The organism is Micromonospora sp. WMMD734 (assembly GCF_049178975.1).
Lineage (GTDB): Bacteria > Actinomycetota > Actinomycetes > Mycobacteriales > Micromonosporaceae > Micromonospora > Micromonospora wenchangensis.
Map to the genome: position 1 here is coordinate 116781 of NZ_JBMHMK010000001.1, position 16504 is coordinate 133284.

Sequence of the window (16504 nt, forward strand, 5' to 3'; positions counted from 1 at the left end):
CGCCGGCCCCACGGCCCGCTCAGAGTTTCAGCCCCTCGACGGTGCCCAGGTCGTACCAGGTGAGGGAGAAGGGGTCGTCGCCGGACGGCACGACCGGGAACACGCCCCAGCTCTCCAGGACCGCACCGGGCCGCAGGGTGAAATCCGTGCCGGGCCGCTGCGACGCGCAGTACGTGTCGACCGGGAAGACCTCCCGCCCGTCGGCCAGCGTCAGATGCGACGACTGGAGATCCGCCGTCCGGGCCGGGCAGCTGAGCACCCAGCCGCCGGGGGACCGGGTCGCATAGCGCAGCTGCACCCGCAACGTCCCCGCCGTGACCTCCAGACCCGTGACGGTCGCCGTGTTCTGCCCGTCGTCGTACAGGAGGCGACTCATCTGCCGTGGGCCGGCCTCCGGCGACGCCGAAGCGACCGCGCCGGGCACGGTGGTCGACGGGGCGGGGCTGCCGGGGGTCGGCTGCGTGGGCCCGGAGGTGGTCACCCCGGCCGGTGCCGCCGCGTCCGGCCCCGGCCCGGTCGACTCCGGCCCGTCGGGCGTGAGCCAGACCACGGCGGCGGCCCCCAGCGACACGATGACGACGACGCCGACGATCAACCCGATCAGATGCTTGCGCAACATCGATGATCCTTACTGCCGGTGAACAGGCTCCTTCCACGCTAGATCGCGGTGGCAAGATCCGCAGGGTGGAGGGTTCGTCGAGCTCACCTGCGGCGGGCCCGCTCCAGCACCTCCTCGGCGGTGAGCGGACTACGCGGATGATGGCTGAGCGACAGCGGGGTCCTGATCTTCACCGGTGCGGCCCCCTCGGCGGCGAGGTAGAACTCGCCGGTGCCGAGCCGGGCGACGTCGACGATGTCGCCACCCTTCGCCTTGGCCATCTCCCGGGCGGCCTCGATCTGGATCGGGCTGTTCAACCGGCCGTAGAGCTGGGTCGCCGCGTTGCCCGGGATCCGGTTGTGCAACCCCTTGGGCGCCTGGGTGGCGAAGACCAGCCCCAGGCCGTACTTGCGGGCCTGCGCTGCCAGCGCCAGCGTGCTCTGGGTGCACGGCGTCATCGCGCCGGACGGGGCGAACGTCTGTGCCTCGTCCATCACCAGCAGCCCGAGCAGCGGCCTGTCGTTCGCCGGGTGCTTCCTGATCCAGGCGAACAACGCCATCTGCAACTGGTTGACGAAGCCCTGCCGGGCCTCGTCGGACTGCAACCCGACGAGGCTGACCACGGAGATCCGGGCCCGCGCGCCGGGGGCGGGGGTGAGCAGCAGCCCCGGGTCCATCGGGCTGCCCTCGCCGCCGAACAGCGGATCGTTGACCATCGCCGCGGCCAGCGACTGCGCGATCCCCACCCCGATCTTGTCCGCCCCGTCGATGTCCAGCAGCCCGTCCGGCAGATCGGCCAGGGTGTCGATCAGCCCCTGCACCCGGCTGCCGCCCCGCCGGCCGTAGTGCTCGACGGCCTTACGCAGCACGGCGAGCCCCAGGTGGACCTTGTTGGTCCGACCGGTCAGCTGGGCGCGCGGCGCGAGCGACGCGACAGCCGCCTCCACGGCCTCGTGGAACTCGTCGGGGTCGTCGCGCACGCCCCGGAAGTCCGGCAGCGGTTGGAAGCTCAACGGGCGGCCCGACGACCGGCGCGGCGTCCACACCACCACGTCGGTCCCGGCGAGGTAGTCGTCGGCCTTCTCCGCGTCCCCGGCGCGCCAGTCCGGCGGCGGCTCCGGCCACCCGTCACCGAGCCGGGCCAGGTCGTTGTTGGGGTCGAGGACGATGGCGGAGACCCCGGCGAGGGCACACTCCTCCAGGACGCGCCGGATCAGCACGGTCTTGCCCGACCCGGAGCCGGCGAAGATGGTGGTGTGCTTGCGGAGGGCTTCGAGCGGGAGGGACACGGGTTCGTCGGTGCGGTGGTCGTACCCCACGGTGAGGCACGGACCCGACTTCTCACCGCCGGCCGGTGGTGGGTCGACGTCCCCCGAGCCGGGCCTCCCGCCGGCTGTCCCCGCGTCGACCGATTCCACCTCGGTCGGTGTCGTCTCGGTCGGTCCTGCGGTGACCGGTCCGGTGTGGTTCGGGCGTACCGCTGAACCGGCTTTGTGGTCGCCGGCAGCATCGGAGAGCCAGTCATCGGCGGAAGCGAGGGCCTGCCGCAACACGGAGATGTCCCGGGTCGGTTGACGGGTGGTCAACCAGCCCCGGATGTCGGCGGGGGACTCGGCCAGCATGACCCGCAGCGCCCCGAGGATGCGGAGGTCCTCGTGGTCCAGCGGCAGGATCGTCCCGCCGGCCTGGGTGAAGGCCGTGACCGCCTGCCGGGTCTTGGCCCCGCTCGACCAGGCCCCGTTGCGGAGCAGGAAGAGCTTGCGGCGGGCCACCCGGGCGTCGAGCCCCGCCACCGTGCACGCCTTCCGCAGCCGGGCCAGCGCGGCGATGGCGTGGTGTTCCTCGCTGATCGCCCGGAAACACCAGTGGACCTGGTCCTCGGTGGCCTCGTCGAGGGTGAGCCGGAGCCGGGCGTGCAGCGGCGGCTGGGCGCTCGGGGGCGGGTCCACGCTGAACGATCCGCCGCCCTCGCCGCGCGCCATCACCCAGGCGGTCAGCCCCGCCGCGAGCAACGCCGGGACGGTGCCGTCCTCGCTGTCGCGGGCCAGCGGGGCGGAAACGTCGACCTCGCTCTTGAGCTGGGCGAATCTCGCGTCGAAGCGATCGAGGTCCGCGACGGGGGGCAGGTCCGGGCCGTGGGGTTGCGGCTGCGCCGCGGCACCGAGCCGGTCGAGCTCCCGCACCTCGCCGGCCACGACGCAGGCCCGGACGTGCCGGTCGATGTCGATCAGCAACTGCCTGGGGGTCATCCCCTCGGCCTGCGCGAAGGCTTCCGGCCGCACCGGCCACGACGGATACGGGGGTACGAAGCCGCGCTCGGCGAACCGGGCGGCGAACCGCCGTTCGACGATCTGCCGGGCCAGGGCGGCGTCGTGGATGGTGGTGAGCCGGGGCGCCACCCGGAACCTGTCGCTCACCGTCCCCACCGTCCGGCTCCTGATGATCGTCCACGAGGTCGGCAGGCAGGCCACCAGGGTGAGCGTGCGGCGGGTGAGCTGGCGCAGCGACATCAGGCCGTCGGCGATCCGGGCGTGCACCGCGGCCTGCTCCGGGTCGTCCTGCGCGCCGGGCCGGGCGTGCAGGGCGTCACCGCTGGCCACGGACTGCGCGATCAGGGTGTCGATCTGGTCGACGGCGATCACGGACGGGCCGGTGAGGGCCAGCAGCCAGGAGAGTTCCTGGACGATCTGCTGCGCGGTGCGGGGGGCCCGCCGCATGCCCCAGGCACCGCGTTCGCCCGGTTCCCCCTCCTCGCCCGAGGTGAAGTAGTTCTCCGCGATGTCCCGGTGGGTGCCGTCCTCCGAGACGCTCAGCGCGAGCGCCCGCGCCGTCTCCCGGCAGGCACGGGCCACGTGCGGCGCGTACCCGACGAGCCCTTCGACGAACGCGTCCAGGGCCGGCCGGGTCAGTTCGGTGTCGCCCATCACCGCCCGGCGGGCCGACCGGGGTGCCCCGACCATCGAGGAGAGCCGGCGCAGCAGCAGCCGGAGCTGGCTCTCCCCGTCGGGCACCGGCCGGGCGAGCCCGTCGAGCATGGCGGTGAGCACGCTGTCCCAGAAGCCGCGCGCGTCGAGCAGGCCGACCAGGAAGAAGTAGCCGTCCTGCTGCTGCACCTGCTGGCGGATCCAGCCCAGCAGGTGGGTCTTGCCCGAGCCGCGCTGACCCTGGAGCACCAACCCGATCGGGCTGCTGTCGGCGCTGTTCCGGGCGTCGGCCACCCCGTCGAGGACGTCGCGGACCACGGCGGTGTGCAGGCCCTCCACGTGGAACGGCGAGGGCCGCCAGACGTCGTCGGGCACCGGTGCCCAGTCGAGCCTGAGCGCCGCCAGGGCCGCCTGTTCCGCCACGGTCATCCCACCCCGATCGCCAGCAGGTGCTTGTCCTGGCCGCCGAGCCGCAGGGCCGCCGCCACGTCCGCCGGGGTCAGCAGCTTCTGGTTCTCTTCCGGGACGATGTCGACGTCCGGCTCGCGTTCCAGGTCCCGCAGCGCCCCGTCGAGGTCGGCGGGGTCGACGTCGCCGAAGAACGGCCGCAGCCGGGTCAGGCTGACCCAGGCCCCCGGTTCGGCGGCCAATGCCGCATAGGCGTGCCGGACGCGGAGCCCGAGGGTACGCCGCTGGTCCGGTTGCCCCGTGCCGGCCCGTACGTCGGTCAACGCGAACATCTCACCGAACGTGCGGTAGTCGCTGCGGCCCATCACCCGGTCCCGCAGGTTCACCTGCAACGCCGTCAGCGCCCCGCCGAGGATGCGGCCCTGCGCCGACTGGAAGTTGAGGTCCTCCTGCACCCGGACCCACCCTTTGTCGGCGAGCTGGTGCAGGAAGGTGTTGCCGTCGCGGCGGCTGTCCAGGAAGCCGAGCCGGTTGAGCTTGTCCCGGTACGACTTGCGGACGTCGACGCCGTAGCGCTTGCGCAACTCGGTGTTGGGCACCTCCCGGGCCTCGGCCATCAACACGATCAGGATCGCGCTCTCGGAGGGGGTGAGGTCATCGCGGGGCATGGAACGTTCCTTCCGCCATGTCGCGTCGTCGGGCCCGGATGACGGTGCCGATCTGGTGCACCACCGCCCCGACGTCGTGGTTGATTCGGGCATTGGTGAAGCGCAGGACGGCGTAACCGTCCATCTGCAACCGCACGTCGCGCTGCCGGTCCGCCTCGAACCGGTCCGGCCGGCAGTGCTCCGGGCCGTCGACCTCGACGACACAGCGTTCCGCGGGCCAGAGCAGGTCGGGGCAGACCGGGGGCGCGAGGGGATGCGACTGGTGGTAGCGGTTCCAGACCCGGCCCGCCGCCCAGCCCTCGGCGGCCAGTGCCGCCTCCAGTGCCGCCTCGGTGGCGCTGCCGGGATGGGGACGCCCGAGCACCGTCGGTGGCGTGGCTGGGACCGGCCGGGGTGGCGTCGCCGGGACCGGCCGGGGTGGCGTGGCCGGGACCGGCCCCGGCGGCGTCGCCGCCGGGGTGAGCACGACGTCGACCACCCGGTCCTCGTGCCGCAACGGCGTCCCGGTCAGCCACACGGCGGCCCGGCCGTGGTGGCACAGCCACTCCGCGCCCGCCACGACGGCCCGTTCCCCGGCCGGGTCGAGACCGGCGGGCACCTCGACCAGCAGGCTCAGCCGGGGCCGGTCGAAGCCGTCCGCCACCACCCGGGTCAACCCGGGACAGCGGACCTCCGGGGGGAACGGGTCGGTCGGTGGCCGCCGCCCGGACACCGCCACACCGGCGAGGTACGCCAGGAACGGCGCGGAGTGCGCGGAGCCCCGCGCCCGCCGGCCGGCTGCGGCCCGGACGGCGGCCAGGCCGAACGGGTCGGCGCGGGCCACGTGCGCGGCCTCGGGAAGCCAGCCGGGCAGCAGCGCCACCGCCACCCGTTCGAGGTCGTCCAGGACGGCACGGACGAAGGAACCGGGGGTACGGGTCGGGCCGGGTCGCAGCACGACGGCGACCGGGCCGGCCGCGTCCCCGGTGGTGGCCGCCGCGACCGTGTCGGTGGGTACGCCGCGCAGCTGCACGACGCGGTCCGCCGGTAACCCGGCGAGCTGCTGGAGGAGACTCATGGCAGGTCACCGGCGTGGACCGCGACCGCCGTTTCCCGGGGGAGGTCGGATCGGGCGGAACTCAGCGGTCTTCATCCTCCCGTGTGGCTGTCGGCCGAACCCGCACACACTACGAAGCGGTTCACCGGAAGCGCCAGAGCCGTCCCCGGTCAGTCGTGCTTCGGACAGCTGGACGCACGGTGGCCGGCCCGGCCGGTGTGACGGGTCACGGGGACGGGTGGGGTTTCCGGTCGGTGAGGGACTGTGCCCGGCGGCTCAGCGACTCGACCCGGTCGGTCAGTGCCCGTACCGCCTCCTCGTCGGCGTCGTCCAGGGTCGACAGCCGGTCGAGCAGGGCGGCATGGTCGGAGGTCAACTGCCGGTAGCGCTTGACGAAGGTGCTGTCGTCGCCGCCGCGCCGGCTGCTCAGCAGGGCGTACGTCGGGTCGAGGTCGATGATCTGCTGGGCCAGGCCGGCGGTGGCGGCGCTGAGCATGCTGCGGCTGTCGGTGCGTTCGTCGCGGCGGACCCGTCGGGCCGCCGCGAGCCGCCCGGCCCGCCGGCCACCGAAGTAGAGCCCGGATGCTCCGGCGACGACCCCGGTGACCGCCGCGGCGGCGAGCAGGAACCGGGGCAGCGACGGGCTGATCCTCCGCGCGCCGTCGGGCACGGTGCCGGCCTTGACCAGCCGGTCGTAGTTGACGGCGATGACCTTCACGGCCTCCAGTGGGCGGTCGACGAACGTGTCGATGCCCCGCCCGATGATCATCTCGGCCGCGGCGGCCTTGCCCAGGTTCTTCTTCTCGTACCCGGGCACCAGGGCGCAGCCGTAGGTGTCGTAGTCGTCGCCGTCGCGGCTGAGCACCAGCACGATGGTCCCGTCGGCGGCTCGGTGCACCTGCTTGCAGGTGTCCCGCAGGTCGGCCCCGGGGGAGCGTAGGATCACCACCAGCCGGCGGTTGCCGATGATCCGTTCCGCCTCGGCCCGGTCCACGTCGAGCCCCGGGTCGGCATAGAACGACGTGGTGCGCACGTGCCTGGCGATCGCGCCGTCCAGCGCCCCACCGCTCCACACCGCCCAGCCGGCCAGCACCAGGCAGGCCAGGACGGCCAGGCCGAACGGGGTGCCGAGCAGGCCGGCGACGCGTCCCTGCCACGAGCGGGCGGCGGTCTGCGGGGATACGGAACGTGTCATGACAGCCTGCCCCGCAGGTAGTTGTCCGGGCGGTAACTGGCGATGCCGACCTGGCGCGCGGTGTCGTCCAGCTCGGCCGCCGCCTCGTCGAGCAGGGTGCGGACGTGCCGGGCGGGCAGCTTCTCCTCCCACGCCGACCGGGCGGCCTGGAGTGTGACGATGCCCCGGGTCAGCGCCGGGTTGCTGCGGGCGTCGGTCAGCAGCGACACCTCGACGGCCAGCGCGGTCAACCCGGCCAGCCGGGTCGGCGTGGTGTCCCGCCGGCTGCCCAGCCGCCGGCCGGGCCGGCGCAACGACCGGGCCGACAGCACCATGAACGCCGCCACGCAGCCCGCGAAGAGCCACGGCAGCGCCGGCAGCGCCACCCGCAGCGGGTCGGCCGGCCGGTACGGCAGGGGCCGCTCGAACAGGCCCGCGTAGCGGATGTCGGTCACCCGGTTGAGGTAGACACCCAGCACGTTGCGCTGCGGATAGTCGGAGCGGCTGAGCACGCCGGCGAACTGGCCGTAGAAGCTCGCCCCGGCCAGCTCCGCGAAGTCCGCCGCGCCCGGCCCGTGGTATTCGATCCAGAGCCCGTACATCACCACGATCGGCCGGTCGGGGAACCGGGCGCTCAGGGCGGGGCCGTACCGGGGCAGGGGTTCGCCGTAGCGCTGCACGGGCAGCGCTACGTACCAGGCGCCGTCGGGGAAGGCGTTGCGGGCGGCGGCCTCGGGCACGTCGGTGAGGGTCGCGCCGGGCGCGATGTGCCGGCTGGTGGCCCGCAGGTCGGTCAGGACGGTGGTCAGCTCCGGCCCGCTCGGCTCGCGCCAGCGCAGCTCGTCCCGGTCGGCCGGGGTGGACTCCTTGCGTAGCGCGGTGATCAGGGCGATCAGCAGGTCGGTGACGTCCCCGGTGGCGAACTGTGCCCGCCAGGCGGGCAGCCGGTCGGAGCTGGCCTGGTAGAAACCGCCGCTGACCTCGGTGCCGATCACCCGGATCGTGGCGTTCTCCACGTCCCGGACCCGCTCCCGTTCGTCTTTGTCCAGGCCGGGCGGGGCGACCAGGATCCGGGTGTCGCCGGCCACCTCCCGCACCCGCTGCTCGTTCCAGTACGCCACCGAGCCGGGCAGGCGGACCACCGGCGCGGCGGCGACCAGCGCGGTCATCTCGTCCACCGACGGCACGGTGGCCCGGTCGGAGGTGCCGGCGCCGTCCGTGTCGACCCCGGCCGTCGACGCCGGTGACCGGCCGTAGCTGACGTCGATGCCCTGCTGCCGCTGGGCGACCAGGAAGACCACCAGGACGAGCACGGCGAGCCCGAGCAGCGTCCAACGCAGCGGCTCGGCCAGGCGGCGGTATCCGCGGGCGGTCACCGGTGCTCCCGCCACAGCCGGTCGGCCTGCCGGGCGTGCTCGGCCGCCGCCCGCGCCGCGTCGACCCCGCCGCGTGCACCCGCGAGCGACTCGGCGCGGGTCAGCAGCCGTTCCGCCTCGGGCACCGGGCCCGGGGCCGCGTCCCGGCTGACGGCCGCGCTGTCGATCGCCGCGCGCGCGGCCGACCAGGCGGTCCGCCGCTGCTCCGCGTGGGCCCGCCGGTGCGGCAGCAGGCTGGTCGCCACGCCCGCGGTCACCAGCAGCACCGCGCCGGCCAGCCAGAACAGGGAGGGGTCTGCCATGGGCTCCAACCGTTCGCCGGGGTCCGGGGGACGGCCCCCGGGGGTGGTTCCGACCGAGTCTCGCCGATCGGGGCAACCCGCGCCACACGGCCCCCGACCAGGGCGGTTACCGCTGCGAAGGGTGGTGTGCCGGTGATCGTGAGTACGGGTGCTCATCCGGTGGCCGGCCCCGCCGACGATGATCGGGGCGTGCAGATGACGCGTACCCGAACCCTTCTCGGCGGTGTGCTGCTGGCGGCCGCGACGATCGGCACCTGGGCGGCCTGGCTGGGGTGGGAGAGCGGCTACTCGACGGATCCCCGCACCGGCGCGACCTCCGGTCCGTACGCGGTCTGGCAGGTGGTCGGCGCGGTGCTCACCCTGGTCGTGGTCGCCGCCGTCGCCGGCTGGCTGCTCAGCCCGGTGCTGGTGGCGCCGGTGATGACGGTGGCGTTCACGGCCGCCTGGTCGGGGCACGCGGCGGCGACCGACGACTCCGGGCTGTGGGTGGTGGGGGCGGTGCTGGTGTTCCTCGGCACCGGCCTCGGCAGCACCCTGGTCAGCCTCGGTGCCCACCTGTTCCGCCGACGCCGCACCCGGTGACCTGGCGGATTGCCGACAGGACGCCCGGGGCTCGCAGGGGGCACTGTTGACGCAGGTGGATGGCGGTGTGGCCGGGGAGGCGCGGCGCACCGGTCCGGCCGGCCGGCGGTGACCGTGCCCGGTCGCCACCGCCCGGTCCGGACAACGACGTCACCATCTCCGGCCGGCGGGCGTCGCGCCCGTCGACCGGGCCAGCAAGGAAGGAGGGGCCGCCATGGCCGCTCCCACCGTGACCGCCAGCCTCGACGCCTCGACCTACGCCCCGGGTGAGCCGATGACGCTCACCGTCGACTACGCCGACCCGGACACCCGGCCGGTGACCGTCACCATCGTGCTGACCGACCCGGACGGCAACAGCAGCGCCCCGGTGCGGGTCACCGCGGTCATCGACCCGCTCGGCGTCGAGATCGCCGACGACTCCGGCCGGGCCTGGACGATGGTCTCGGACACCGGGACGACCGCCGTGTACCGGGCGGTGGCCTGATGCCCCGGGTCACCGTGACCGTGCGTGACCAGGGCGGACGCACCGCCAGCGCGGCGGCCGACTACGCTCTGGCACCACCGGTGTGGGGTGGCTACTACCTGGCCGGCAACGCCGACCCGACGGGGGACATGGTGGGCGGGAACTTCCGTTCGCTGACCCAGTACCGCAGCCTCGCCGACGGCTACGTCTTCCCCGGCTACGGCATGACCTGGCTGCGCGACCTCGGGCGGGCCGGGGTCGCGGCGAACATGGTGCTGGAGCTGAAGCACTACGGCGCGGGCAGCCCCGGCGCGCAGACGTTCACCGTCGACGGGGTGACCTGGACCGTTCCCGCGCCGGCGATGACCATCCAGCAGCGTCCGGGCACCACCTGGCCCCGGGCGTACGGGTACGGGCAGGTGCTCGCCGGTCAGTGCGACGGGCTGCTCGCCCGCGCCCTGTCGCAGTACCGGACGCTGGGGTTCCCGGTGAACCTGCAACTCGCCTCGGAGCTGGACACCGACCACGAGTTCGGCACCACCGAGGCGGGTGTGTCGTTCACCTGGGCCGAGTCGGACGCCCGCGCGGTGCAGGCGCTGACCTACGTGGTGAACTGGTTGCGGGCCCGGGGCCTGCCCACCGGCACCACCTTCTCGGTCGGTTCGGGCGGCTTCGACCGGGCGGCCTTCCGGCGTACCCATCCGGAGGCGCTGATGTCCCGGGTGGATTTCCTCCAGTGGAACGTCTACGCGACCGACCCGGCGCACACCGCGTCGGGCCGGTTCCGCCGGACGCGGGACTGGGCGGTGACCGACCTCGGGCCGGTGGCGCTCTCCCGACCGGTGATCATCGCGGAGTGGGGGGTGCAGGTGTCCGCCTTCCCCGACCAGGCGGCCTGGATCGCCACCGTGCCGGCGGCCCTGGCCCGGCTCAACGCCGAGCGGGGGCCCCGGATCGTGCGGGCGAACTACTTCAACTCCGGCTGGGGCACCCTGACGCCGAAGCAGCCGGGCCTGGCCGCCCTGCGTGCCGCGTACGCGACCAGGCCGTTCGGCTGAGGCGCGGGCGTCTCAGCCGTCGCCGAGTTCGTGGGCGTACGCGTCGCGTAGTTGCGCCCAGCCGTGGTCGAGGGCGGCGCGGCCCCGGACCGGGCCGACCGGGTCGCCGGCGAGCAGCCGGTCGGCGACGTCGACGCAGAGGTGCCAGCCGGCGGCCACCATCGGCAGCGTGCCCCGGTCGGCGACGGTGTGCCACAGGGTGAGCCGGGTGCCGTCGGCGGTCGGGGTCAGCTCCCAGCGGAGCAGGTCCCCGCCCCAGGTGTGTTCCAGCAGGCGCGGTGCCTCGGCCCGGCGGACGGTGGCCGGCTGCGCGTCGGTCGTGTCGCCGTCGACCAGGGTGAGCACCACGTCGCCGGGGGTGCCGAGGTCGCGGTCGGCCAGGAACGGCGCCCACCCGGCCAACTGGGCCGGGTCGGTCAGCGCCGCCCAGACCCGCTGCGGTGGGTGCCGCAGTTCGCGGACGAAGCGCAGGGTCCACCGGCCGTCGGCGGGGACGGCGGTGACCTCGGCCGGTGGGCCGGGGCGCAACGGGGCAGGATCCATGGTCACTCCTTGTCGAGGTGACGCTCCAGGGCGTCGAGGTGGGTCTCCCACATCCGCCGGTACGGGGCCAGCCAGTCGTCCACCGCCCGCAGCCGACGCGGGTCGAGGCGGTAGATGCGGTGCTGGGCGACCGCGCGGCAGGAGACGAAGCCGGCTTCGCGGAGCACCCGCAGGTGTTTGGAGACGGCCGGCTGGCTCAGCTCCAGCGTGTCGACCAGCTCGCCGACGCTGCACTCGGCCCGGCGGAGCGTGTCGAGGATGCGGCGGCGGCTCGGCTCGGCCAGGACGGCGAAGGCGTCAACGGACACGCAGGCAATATGCCTGCACCGGCATATTGCTGTCAAGGCATATAGCTGGTCGGCGGGGCCCGAGCGGGTGCCCGCCCGGCTCCCTATGCTCGGAGCATGGAACTGCGGATCTTCACCGAGCCCCAGCAGGGCGCCACCTACGACCAACTGCTCACGGTGGCCCGCGCCGCCGAGGACGCCGGCTACGGCGCGTTCTTCCGCTCCGACCACTACCTGGCGATGGGGTCCTCCACCGGCGAACCCGGCCCGACCGACGCCTGGACCACCCTGGCCGGGCTGGCCCGGGACACCTCCCGGATCCGGCTCGGCACGCTGGTCACGGCGGCCACCTTCCGGCTGCCCGGCCCGCTGGCGATCACCGTCGCCCAGGTCGACCAGATGAGCGGCGGCCGGGTCGAGTTGGGCCTCGGCGCCGGCTGGTTCGCCGAGGAACACACCGCCTACGGCATCCCGTTCCCGCCGCTGGGCGAACGCTTCGACCGGCTGGAGGAGCAACTCGCCGTCATCACCGGGCTGTGGGAGACCCCGGCCGGCGAACGGTTCGACCACGCCGGCCGGTACTACCCGGTCGAGAACTCCCCGGCACTGCCCAAGCCGGTGCAGCAGCCCCGCCCGCCGATCCTGCTCGGCGGCAAGGGACCCAAGCGCACCCCGCGCCTGGCCGCCCGCTACGCCGACGAGTTCAACCTGCCCTTCGTCTCGGTCGACGAGACGGTCGCCCAGTTCGGCCGGGTCCGCGCGGCCTGCGCCGAGGCGGGCCGCGACCCGGGCACCCTGCGCTGGTCCAACGCGCTGGTGCTCTGCTGCGGCCGGGACGACGCCGAGGTGGCCCGCCGGGCCGCCGTCATCGGCCGGGAACCGGCCGAACTGCGGCAGAACGGGGTCGCCGGCACCCCCGCCGAGGTGGTCGACACGATCGGCCGCTACGCCGAGGCCGGCAGCGAGCGGATCTACCTCCAGGTGCTCGACCTGGCCGACCTGGACCAGCTGGAACTGGTCGCCGCCGAGGTCATGCCCCAGCTGTGACCCCGGCGGCCACTGCGCCGGTGGCGGGCGGCCGGGCCGGTCAGCGGTGGCGGGCGTCCGGCTCGCGCACCACCGTGTCCAACCGGCCGTCCCGGTCGCTGTCCAGGTAGGTGATGTCCGGTACGCCGTCGCCGTCCAGGTCGACCTGGACCACGTCGGCGATCCCGTCACCGTCCAGGTCGGTCACCACCTGCGTCGAGCCGTCCAGGTGGTGGGTGACGATCGAGTGCGCCTCGTTCCGCGCCACCCGGGGGCCGGGCGTCGTGGTCGGCGCCGTCCGGTCCGGGTACGCCGACGGCGGGGCGCTCGCCGGCTCCAGGCCGACCCCGGTCGGGTCGATCTCCTCCTCGGACGGGTAGACGTCGCCGTGCAGGATCGGGTCGCGGTAGCTGCTCATCGCGCCATGGTTCCCCGCGGACCCCGCCGACAACCGTGCCGGACGGTGCACCGGACCACGCGGGTACAGTTCCGACGTGGTCGACACACTGGTGGGACACGCCCGCGCGGCACTCGACTCGGACGACCCGACCCGGCGTCGGGCGGCCCGCGACGGGCTGGCCGTCGAACCCGCCCCCGGGGTCGCCAGGTGAGCGGGGTGCCCCGGCACAACTGGGCCGGCAACGTCCACTACGCCGCCCGTGCCTTCCACGAGCCGACCACCCTCGACGAGCTGCGCCGGCTGGTCGCCGGCAGTGACCGGGTGCGGGCGGTCGGCAGCGGCCACTCGTTCAACCGGATCGGCGACACCACAGGCGACCTGGTCTCGCTGGCCGGGTTGCCACCCACCGTCGAGGTCGACCGGGAACGCGGCACCGTCACCGTCGCCGCCGGCCTGCGCTACGGCGACGTGGCCACCCGGCTGCACGAGCAGGGGCTGGCCCTGGCCAACCTCGCCTCGCTGCCGCACATCTCGGTGGCCGGCGCGGTCGCCACCGGCACCCACGGCTCCGGCGACGGCAACCGCAACCTGGCCGCCGCCGTGGCCGGCCTGGAACTGGTCACCGCCGACGGGGACGTGCTCACCGTGGACCGCTCCGCCGGTGACCGGTTCGCCGGCATGGTCGTGTCCCTCGGCGCGCTGGGCGTGGTCACCCGGGTCACCCTGGACGTGTTGCCCACCTTCACCGTCCGCCAGTACGTCCGCGAGGGCCTGCCCGTCGACGCGCTGGACGCGGCACTCGCCTCGGCGTACAGCGTCAGCGGGTTCACCACCTGGCGGTCGACCGACATCGACCAGGTCTGGCGCAAGCAGCTCGCCGACGCCCCGCCGCCGGAGCCGGACTGGCTCGGCACCACCCCCGCCGAGGGGCCGGCGCACCCGGTGCCCGGGATGGACCCGGTCAGCTGCACCCCGCAGTTCGGCGAGCCCGGCCCGTGGCACGAGCGGCTGCCGCACTTCCGGCTCGGCTTCCTGCCCAGCAGCGGCGACGAACTCCAGTCCGAGTACCACCTGCCCCGCTCGGCCGGGGCCGGGGCGCTGGCCGCGCTGGCCGGGATGCGGGAGCGGATCGCACCCGTGTTGCAGATCTGCGAGCTGCGCACCGTCGCCGCCGACGAACTGTGGCTGAGCCCCAACCAGGGGCGCGACACGCTGGCCGTGCACTTCACCTGGGTCGACGACGCGGCGGCGGTGCAGCCGGTGCTGGCCGAGGTCGAGGCCCGGCTCGCCCCGTTCGACCCCCGGCCGCACTGGGGCAAGGTCTTCACCCTCGACCCGGCCGTGGTCGCCGCCACCTTCCCCCGGTACGCCGACTTCGCCGCCCTGCTCACCGAGCTGGACCCGGCCGGGGTGTTCCGCACCGACCTGCTCGACCACTACTTCCCCCGCGCCTGACCACCCGACCGCAGCGGGCACCGGAAGTCGGGTCCGGTCGTTCCCGGCTGCCTGGCGTGGATCACGTGAGCGCAAGGAGAACAGATGCTGGAGCGGCTGAACGAGGCCCTGGCGTACGTGGAACGGCACCTCGACGAACCGATCGAGGTGGCTGACCTGGCACGGATCACCCTCACCTCGGAGTACCACTTCCGGCGGATGTTCTCGGCGCTGGCCGGGATGCCCCTGTCGGAGTACGTCCGCAGGCGGCGGCTCACCGTCGCGGCGGCCGAGGTGCTGGCCGGTGAGCGGACGTTGCTCGACGTCGCGGTCCGCCACGGGTACGGCTCGACCGAGGCGTTCACCAGGGCGTTCCGGGCGATGCACGGCATCGGGCCGGGTGAGGCGCGGCGTACCGGGGCCGTACTGCACTCCCAGCAGCGGTTGTCCTTCCGGCTCGTCGTCGAGGGCAGTGGCAGCATGCGGTACCGGGTGGTGGAGAAGCCGGCGTTGCGGCTGGTGGGCCGGCGGGCCCGGGTGCCCCTGGTGCACGAGGGGATGAACCCGGCGATCGTGGCGTTCATCAGGGGGATCCCGGCGGGGACGACGGCCCGGATCGAGGCCCTGTCCGACCAGGAGCCGGCGGGCATCGTCAACGTCAGCGACCTGCTCGGCGAGGACCGCTCCGAGGGCGTCGAACTGGATTACTGGTACGGCGTGGTGACCGGCGCGGACGTGCCGGACGACCTGGAGTCGCTCGACGTGCCGGCGGGGACCTGGGCGGTCTTCGCGTCCTCCGGGGAGTTCCCGGCGGCCGTGCAGCACCTGTGGCGGGACGTGTTCACCCAGTGGTTCCCGTCGAACCCCTACCGGAGCCGGCCGGGCCCGGAGATCTCCAGGGTCCGCATCGCGGCCGGCGGCACCCACGCCGACGCCGAGCTGTGGATTCCGGTGGAGCGGGCCGGCACCGCCTGACCGGGGCCGACGTCGCGGGGTCCGCGCGCTGCGGAGACCGCCTGCCTCGCCCCCGCCGCGCGCCCGGCCCTCAGCCGGCCGGGTGGGGCCGCAGGGTGCTGCGCTGCACGGCGCGGCTGATGTCGCTGGGGGAGACGATGCCGACGAGCCGGTCGCCCGTCACCACCAGGGCACGGCCGTCGGAGCACTCGCCAAGGCGGGGGAGCAGGTCGTTGAGCTGCTCCTCCGGCCGGGCCAGCACCAGGTCGTCGGCCCGGCAGGCGACCTCGGCCAGCGTGGTGGCGGCCCGGCGGTCGGGTGGCACGCCACGGACCCGGTCCAGGGTGACCAGGCCGACGGGCCGACCGTCCTCGGTCAACGGCAGCGCCGTGTGCCGGTAGGCGAACAGGTAGTGGTCGACGAAGTCGGCGACGGTCATCTCCGCCGACGCGGTCTGCGGCTGCGGGGTCATCACCTCACCGACCCGGACGCCGGTCAGCGCGCTGCCCAGCCGCGCCTGGCGCTCCTCCGTACCCGCCGCGCCGATCAGGAACCAGCCGATCAGGGCCAGCCAGAGCCCGCCCACCCCGTACCCGGCCAGGAACTGCCAGATGCCCAGGCCGATCAGCAGCACGCCGAGCACCCAGCCGGCGCGGGCGGCCACCACCGACGCCCTGGCCCGGTCGCCGGTGGCCTTCCACACGGCGGCACGCAGCAGCCGGCCCCCGTCGAGCGGGGCGGCCGGCAGGACGTTGAACACCGCCAGCAGCACGTTGATCCCGGCCAGCCAGGACACCGAGCCGAGCAGCAGCCCCTCCTGCCCGGCCAGCGCCAGCAGCACCGCGACCGCCCCGAAGAACACCCCGACGAGCAGGCTGACCAGCGGGCCGACCCCGGAGATGCGTAGCTCCGCGCCCGGGTCGGAGGGCTCGCCACGCAGCTCGGCGACGCCGCCGAACAGCCACAGCGTGATCCCCTCCACCTGGAGGCCGTTGCGTTTCGCCACCACCGCGTGCGACACCTCGTGGGCCAGCAGGCCGACGAAGAAGACCACCGCCGCCGCGAGCCCGGCCAGCAGGTACGCCCAACCGGGCCGGTCGGGGTACGAACGGGGAAACTGGTTGGCCGACAGCACCCACGCGATCAGCACGAAGATGACCAGGACGCTCCAGTTGACCCCGACGGGTACCCCCGCGATCCGGCCAAGCCGGAAGCTCGCCCTCATGCCCCGCTCATACCCGGCGTCGCCGCGCCCATGCCAGGACGGCTGC

17 protein-coding genes are annotated in these 16504 nt (G+C 74.2%); 6 read left to right on the forward strand and 11 right to left on the reverse strand.

Annotated elements, in window-relative coordinates; all coding sequences use genetic code 11:
- Window positions 1-19: 19 nt before the first annotated feature.
- From ACN267_RS00585 to ACN267_RS00615, 7 genes are all read right to left on the reverse strand, one after another.
- Complete coding sequence (locus ACN267_RS00585) at window positions 20-619, reverse strand: hypothetical protein (RefSeq protein ID WP_204959504.1); 600 nt, start codon at window positions 617-619, stop codon at window positions 20-22.
- Window positions 620-702: 83 nt separating this feature from the next.
- Window positions 703-3951: a helicase HerA domain-containing protein gene (locus ACN267_RS00590; protein ID WP_421487665.1), complete on the reverse strand. Its 3249-nt coding sequence runs from the start codon at window positions 3949-3951 to the stop codon at window positions 703-705.
- Window positions 3948-4598, reverse strand: a complete 651-nt coding sequence (locus ACN267_RS00595) for a hypothetical protein (protein WP_204959502.1) — start codon at window positions 4596-4598, stop codon at window positions 3948-3950. Before ACN267_RS00595 ends, ACN267_RS00590 begins: the two co-directional genes overlap by 4 nt.
- On the reverse strand, window positions 4585-5655 hold the full coding sequence (locus ACN267_RS00600) for an endonuclease domain-containing protein (RefSeq protein ID WP_421487666.1): 1071 nt from the start codon (window positions 5653-5655) through the stop codon (window positions 4585-4587). The genes ACN267_RS00595 and ACN267_RS00600 overlap by 14 nt, the downstream gene beginning before the upstream one ends.
- Before the next feature lie 205 nt (window positions 5656-5860).
- A complete protein-coding gene (locus ACN267_RS00605) occupies window positions 5861-6829 on the reverse strand; it encodes a hypothetical protein (RefSeq protein WP_421487667.1) in 969 nt (322 codons plus the stop codon).
- Entirely contained in the window at window positions 6826-8184 is a 1359-nt protein-coding gene (locus ACN267_RS00610) for a hypothetical protein (RefSeq protein ID WP_421487668.1), read from the reverse strand. Before ACN267_RS00610 ends, ACN267_RS00605 begins: the two co-directional genes overlap by 4 nt.
- Entirely contained in the window at window positions 8181-8486 is a 306-nt protein-coding gene (locus ACN267_RS00615; RefSeq protein WP_421487669.1) for a DUF6403 family protein, read from the reverse strand. Before ACN267_RS00615 ends, ACN267_RS00610 begins: the two co-directional genes overlap by 4 nt.
- Before the next feature lie 132 nt (window positions 8487-8618).
- On the opposite strand from ACN267_RS00615, the gene ACN267_RS00620 reads away from it, so the two are divergent.
- From ACN267_RS00620 to ACN267_RS00630, 3 genes are all read left to right on the forward strand, one after another.
- Window positions 8619-9068: a hypothetical protein gene (locus ACN267_RS00620; protein WP_421487670.1), complete on the forward strand. Its 450-nt coding sequence runs from the start codon at window positions 8619-8621 to the stop codon at window positions 9066-9068.
- Window positions 9069-9282: 214 nt separating this feature from the next.
- Window positions 9283-9552 (forward strand): hypothetical protein, encoded by a 270-nt coding sequence (locus ACN267_RS00625; RefSeq protein WP_204959496.1) that lies wholly within the window; start codon window positions 9283-9285, stop codon window positions 9550-9552.
- The gene (locus ACN267_RS00630) at window positions 9552-10589 is read left to right on the forward strand and encodes a hypothetical protein (RefSeq protein WP_204959495.1); all 1038 of its coding nucleotides are present in this window, start codon (window positions 9552-9554) and stop codon (window positions 10587-10589) included. The genes ACN267_RS00625 and ACN267_RS00630 overlap by 1 nt, the downstream gene beginning before the upstream one ends.
- Window positions 10590-10601: 12 nt before the next feature.
- Here ACN267_RS00630 and ACN267_RS00635 read toward each other — a convergent pair whose 3' ends face one another.
- Together ACN267_RS00635 and ACN267_RS00640 are read right to left on the reverse strand one after the other, a co-directional pair.
- Window positions 10602-11132, reverse strand: coding sequence for an SRPBCC family protein (locus ACN267_RS00635; RefSeq protein WP_204959494.1), 531 nt, complete (start codon window positions 11130-11132; stop codon window positions 10602-10604).
- Window positions 11133-11134: 2 nt separating this feature from the next.
- Complete coding sequence (locus ACN267_RS00640; protein WP_204959493.1) at window positions 11135-11440, reverse strand: ArsR/SmtB family transcription factor; 306 nt, start codon at window positions 11438-11440, stop codon at window positions 11135-11137.
- A 96-nt stretch (window positions 11441-11536) separates the two neighbouring features.
- Between ACN267_RS00640 and ACN267_RS00645 the strand changes: the two genes are divergently transcribed.
- The gene (locus tag ACN267_RS00645) at window positions 11537-12466 is read left to right on the forward strand and encodes an LLM class F420-dependent oxidoreductase (protein ID WP_204959492.1); all 930 of its coding nucleotides are present in this window, start codon (window positions 11537-11539) and stop codon (window positions 12464-12466) included.
- A 40-nt stretch (window positions 12467-12506) separates the two neighbouring features.
- Here ACN267_RS00645 and ACN267_RS00650 read toward each other — a convergent pair whose 3' ends face one another.
- Window positions 12507-12863 carry a hypothetical protein gene (locus tag ACN267_RS00650; RefSeq protein WP_421487671.1) on the reverse strand — a complete coding sequence of 119 codons (357 nt, stop codon included), beginning with the start codon at window positions 12861-12863 and terminating at the stop codon, window positions 12507-12509.
- Between the two features lie 198 nt (window positions 12864-13061).
- On the opposite strand from ACN267_RS00650, the gene ACN267_RS00655 reads away from it, so the two are divergent.
- Together ACN267_RS00655 and ACN267_RS00660 are read left to right on the forward strand one after the other, a co-directional pair.
- Window positions 13062-14300 carry an FAD-binding protein gene (locus ACN267_RS00655; protein WP_281902908.1) on the forward strand — a complete coding sequence of 413 codons (1239 nt, stop codon included), beginning with the start codon at window positions 13062-13064 and terminating at the stop codon, window positions 14298-14300.
- Window positions 14301-14384: 84 nt separating this feature from the next.
- Entirely contained in the window at window positions 14385-15254 is an 870-nt protein-coding gene (locus ACN267_RS00660; RefSeq protein WP_281895143.1) for an AraC family transcriptional regulator, read from the forward strand.
- A gap of 70 nt (window positions 15255-15324) precedes the next feature.
- Here ACN267_RS00660 and ACN267_RS00665 read toward each other — a convergent pair whose 3' ends face one another.
- Window positions 15325-16458 carry a site-2 protease family protein gene (locus ACN267_RS00665; RefSeq protein WP_281895146.1) on the reverse strand — a complete coding sequence of 378 codons (1134 nt, stop codon included), beginning with the start codon at window positions 16456-16458 and terminating at the stop codon, window positions 15325-15327.
- Window positions 16459-16504 lie beyond the last annotated feature (46 nt).

What these genes read in the sequence shown, in the direction of transcription:
- ACN267_RS00630 (WP_204959495.1), top strand. Translation starts at nt 9,552, where the DNA reads ATGCCCCGGGTCACCGTGACCGTGCGTGACCAGGGCGGACGCACCGCC.
- ACN267_RS00590 (WP_421487665.1), bottom strand. Translation starts at nt 3,951, where the DNA reads ATGACCGTGGCGGAACAGGCGGCCCTGGCGGCGCTCAGGCTCGACTGG.
- ACN267_RS00605 (WP_421487667.1), bottom strand. Translation starts at nt 6,829, where the DNA reads ATGACACGTTCCGTATCCCCGCAGACCGCCGCCCGCTCGTGGCAGGGA.
- ACN267_RS00635 (WP_204959494.1), bottom strand. Translation starts at nt 11,132, where the DNA reads ATGGATCCTGCCCCGTTGCGCCCCGGCCCACCGGCCGAGGTCACCGCC.
- ACN267_RS00665 (WP_281895146.1), bottom strand. Translation starts at nt 16,458, where the DNA reads ATGAGGGCGAGCTTCCGGCTTGGCCGGATCGCGGGGGTACCCGTCGGG.
- ACN267_RS00595 (WP_204959502.1), bottom strand. Translation starts at nt 4,598, where the DNA reads ATGCCCCGCGATGACCTCACCCCCTCCGAGAGCGCGATCCTGATCGTG.
- ACN267_RS00650 (WP_421487671.1), bottom strand. Translation starts at nt 12,863, where the DNA reads ATGAGCAGCTACCGCGACCCGATCCTGCACGGCGACGTCTACCCGTCC.
- ACN267_RS00645 (WP_204959492.1), top strand. Translation starts at nt 11,537, where the DNA reads ATGGAACTGCGGATCTTCACCGAGCCCCAGCAGGGCGCCACCTACGAC.
- ACN267_RS00585 (WP_204959504.1), bottom strand. Translation starts at nt 619, where the DNA reads ATGTTGCGCAAGCATCTGATCGGGTTGATCGTCGGCGTCGTCGTCATC.
- ACN267_RS00615 (WP_421487669.1), bottom strand. Translation starts at nt 8,486, where the DNA reads ATGGCAGACCCCTCCCTGTTCTGGCTGGCCGGCGCGGTGCTGCTGGTG.
- ACN267_RS00660 (WP_281895143.1), top strand. Translation starts at nt 14,385, where the DNA reads ATGCTGGAGCGGCTGAACGAGGCCCTGGCGTACGTGGAACGGCACCTC.
- ACN267_RS00625 (WP_204959496.1), top strand. Translation starts at nt 9,283, where the DNA reads ATGGCCGCTCCCACCGTGACCGCCAGCCTCGACGCCTCGACCTACGCC.
- ACN267_RS00600 (WP_421487666.1), bottom strand. Translation starts at nt 5,655, where the DNA reads ATGAGTCTCCTCCAGCAGCTCGCCGGGTTACCGGCGGACCGCGTCGTG.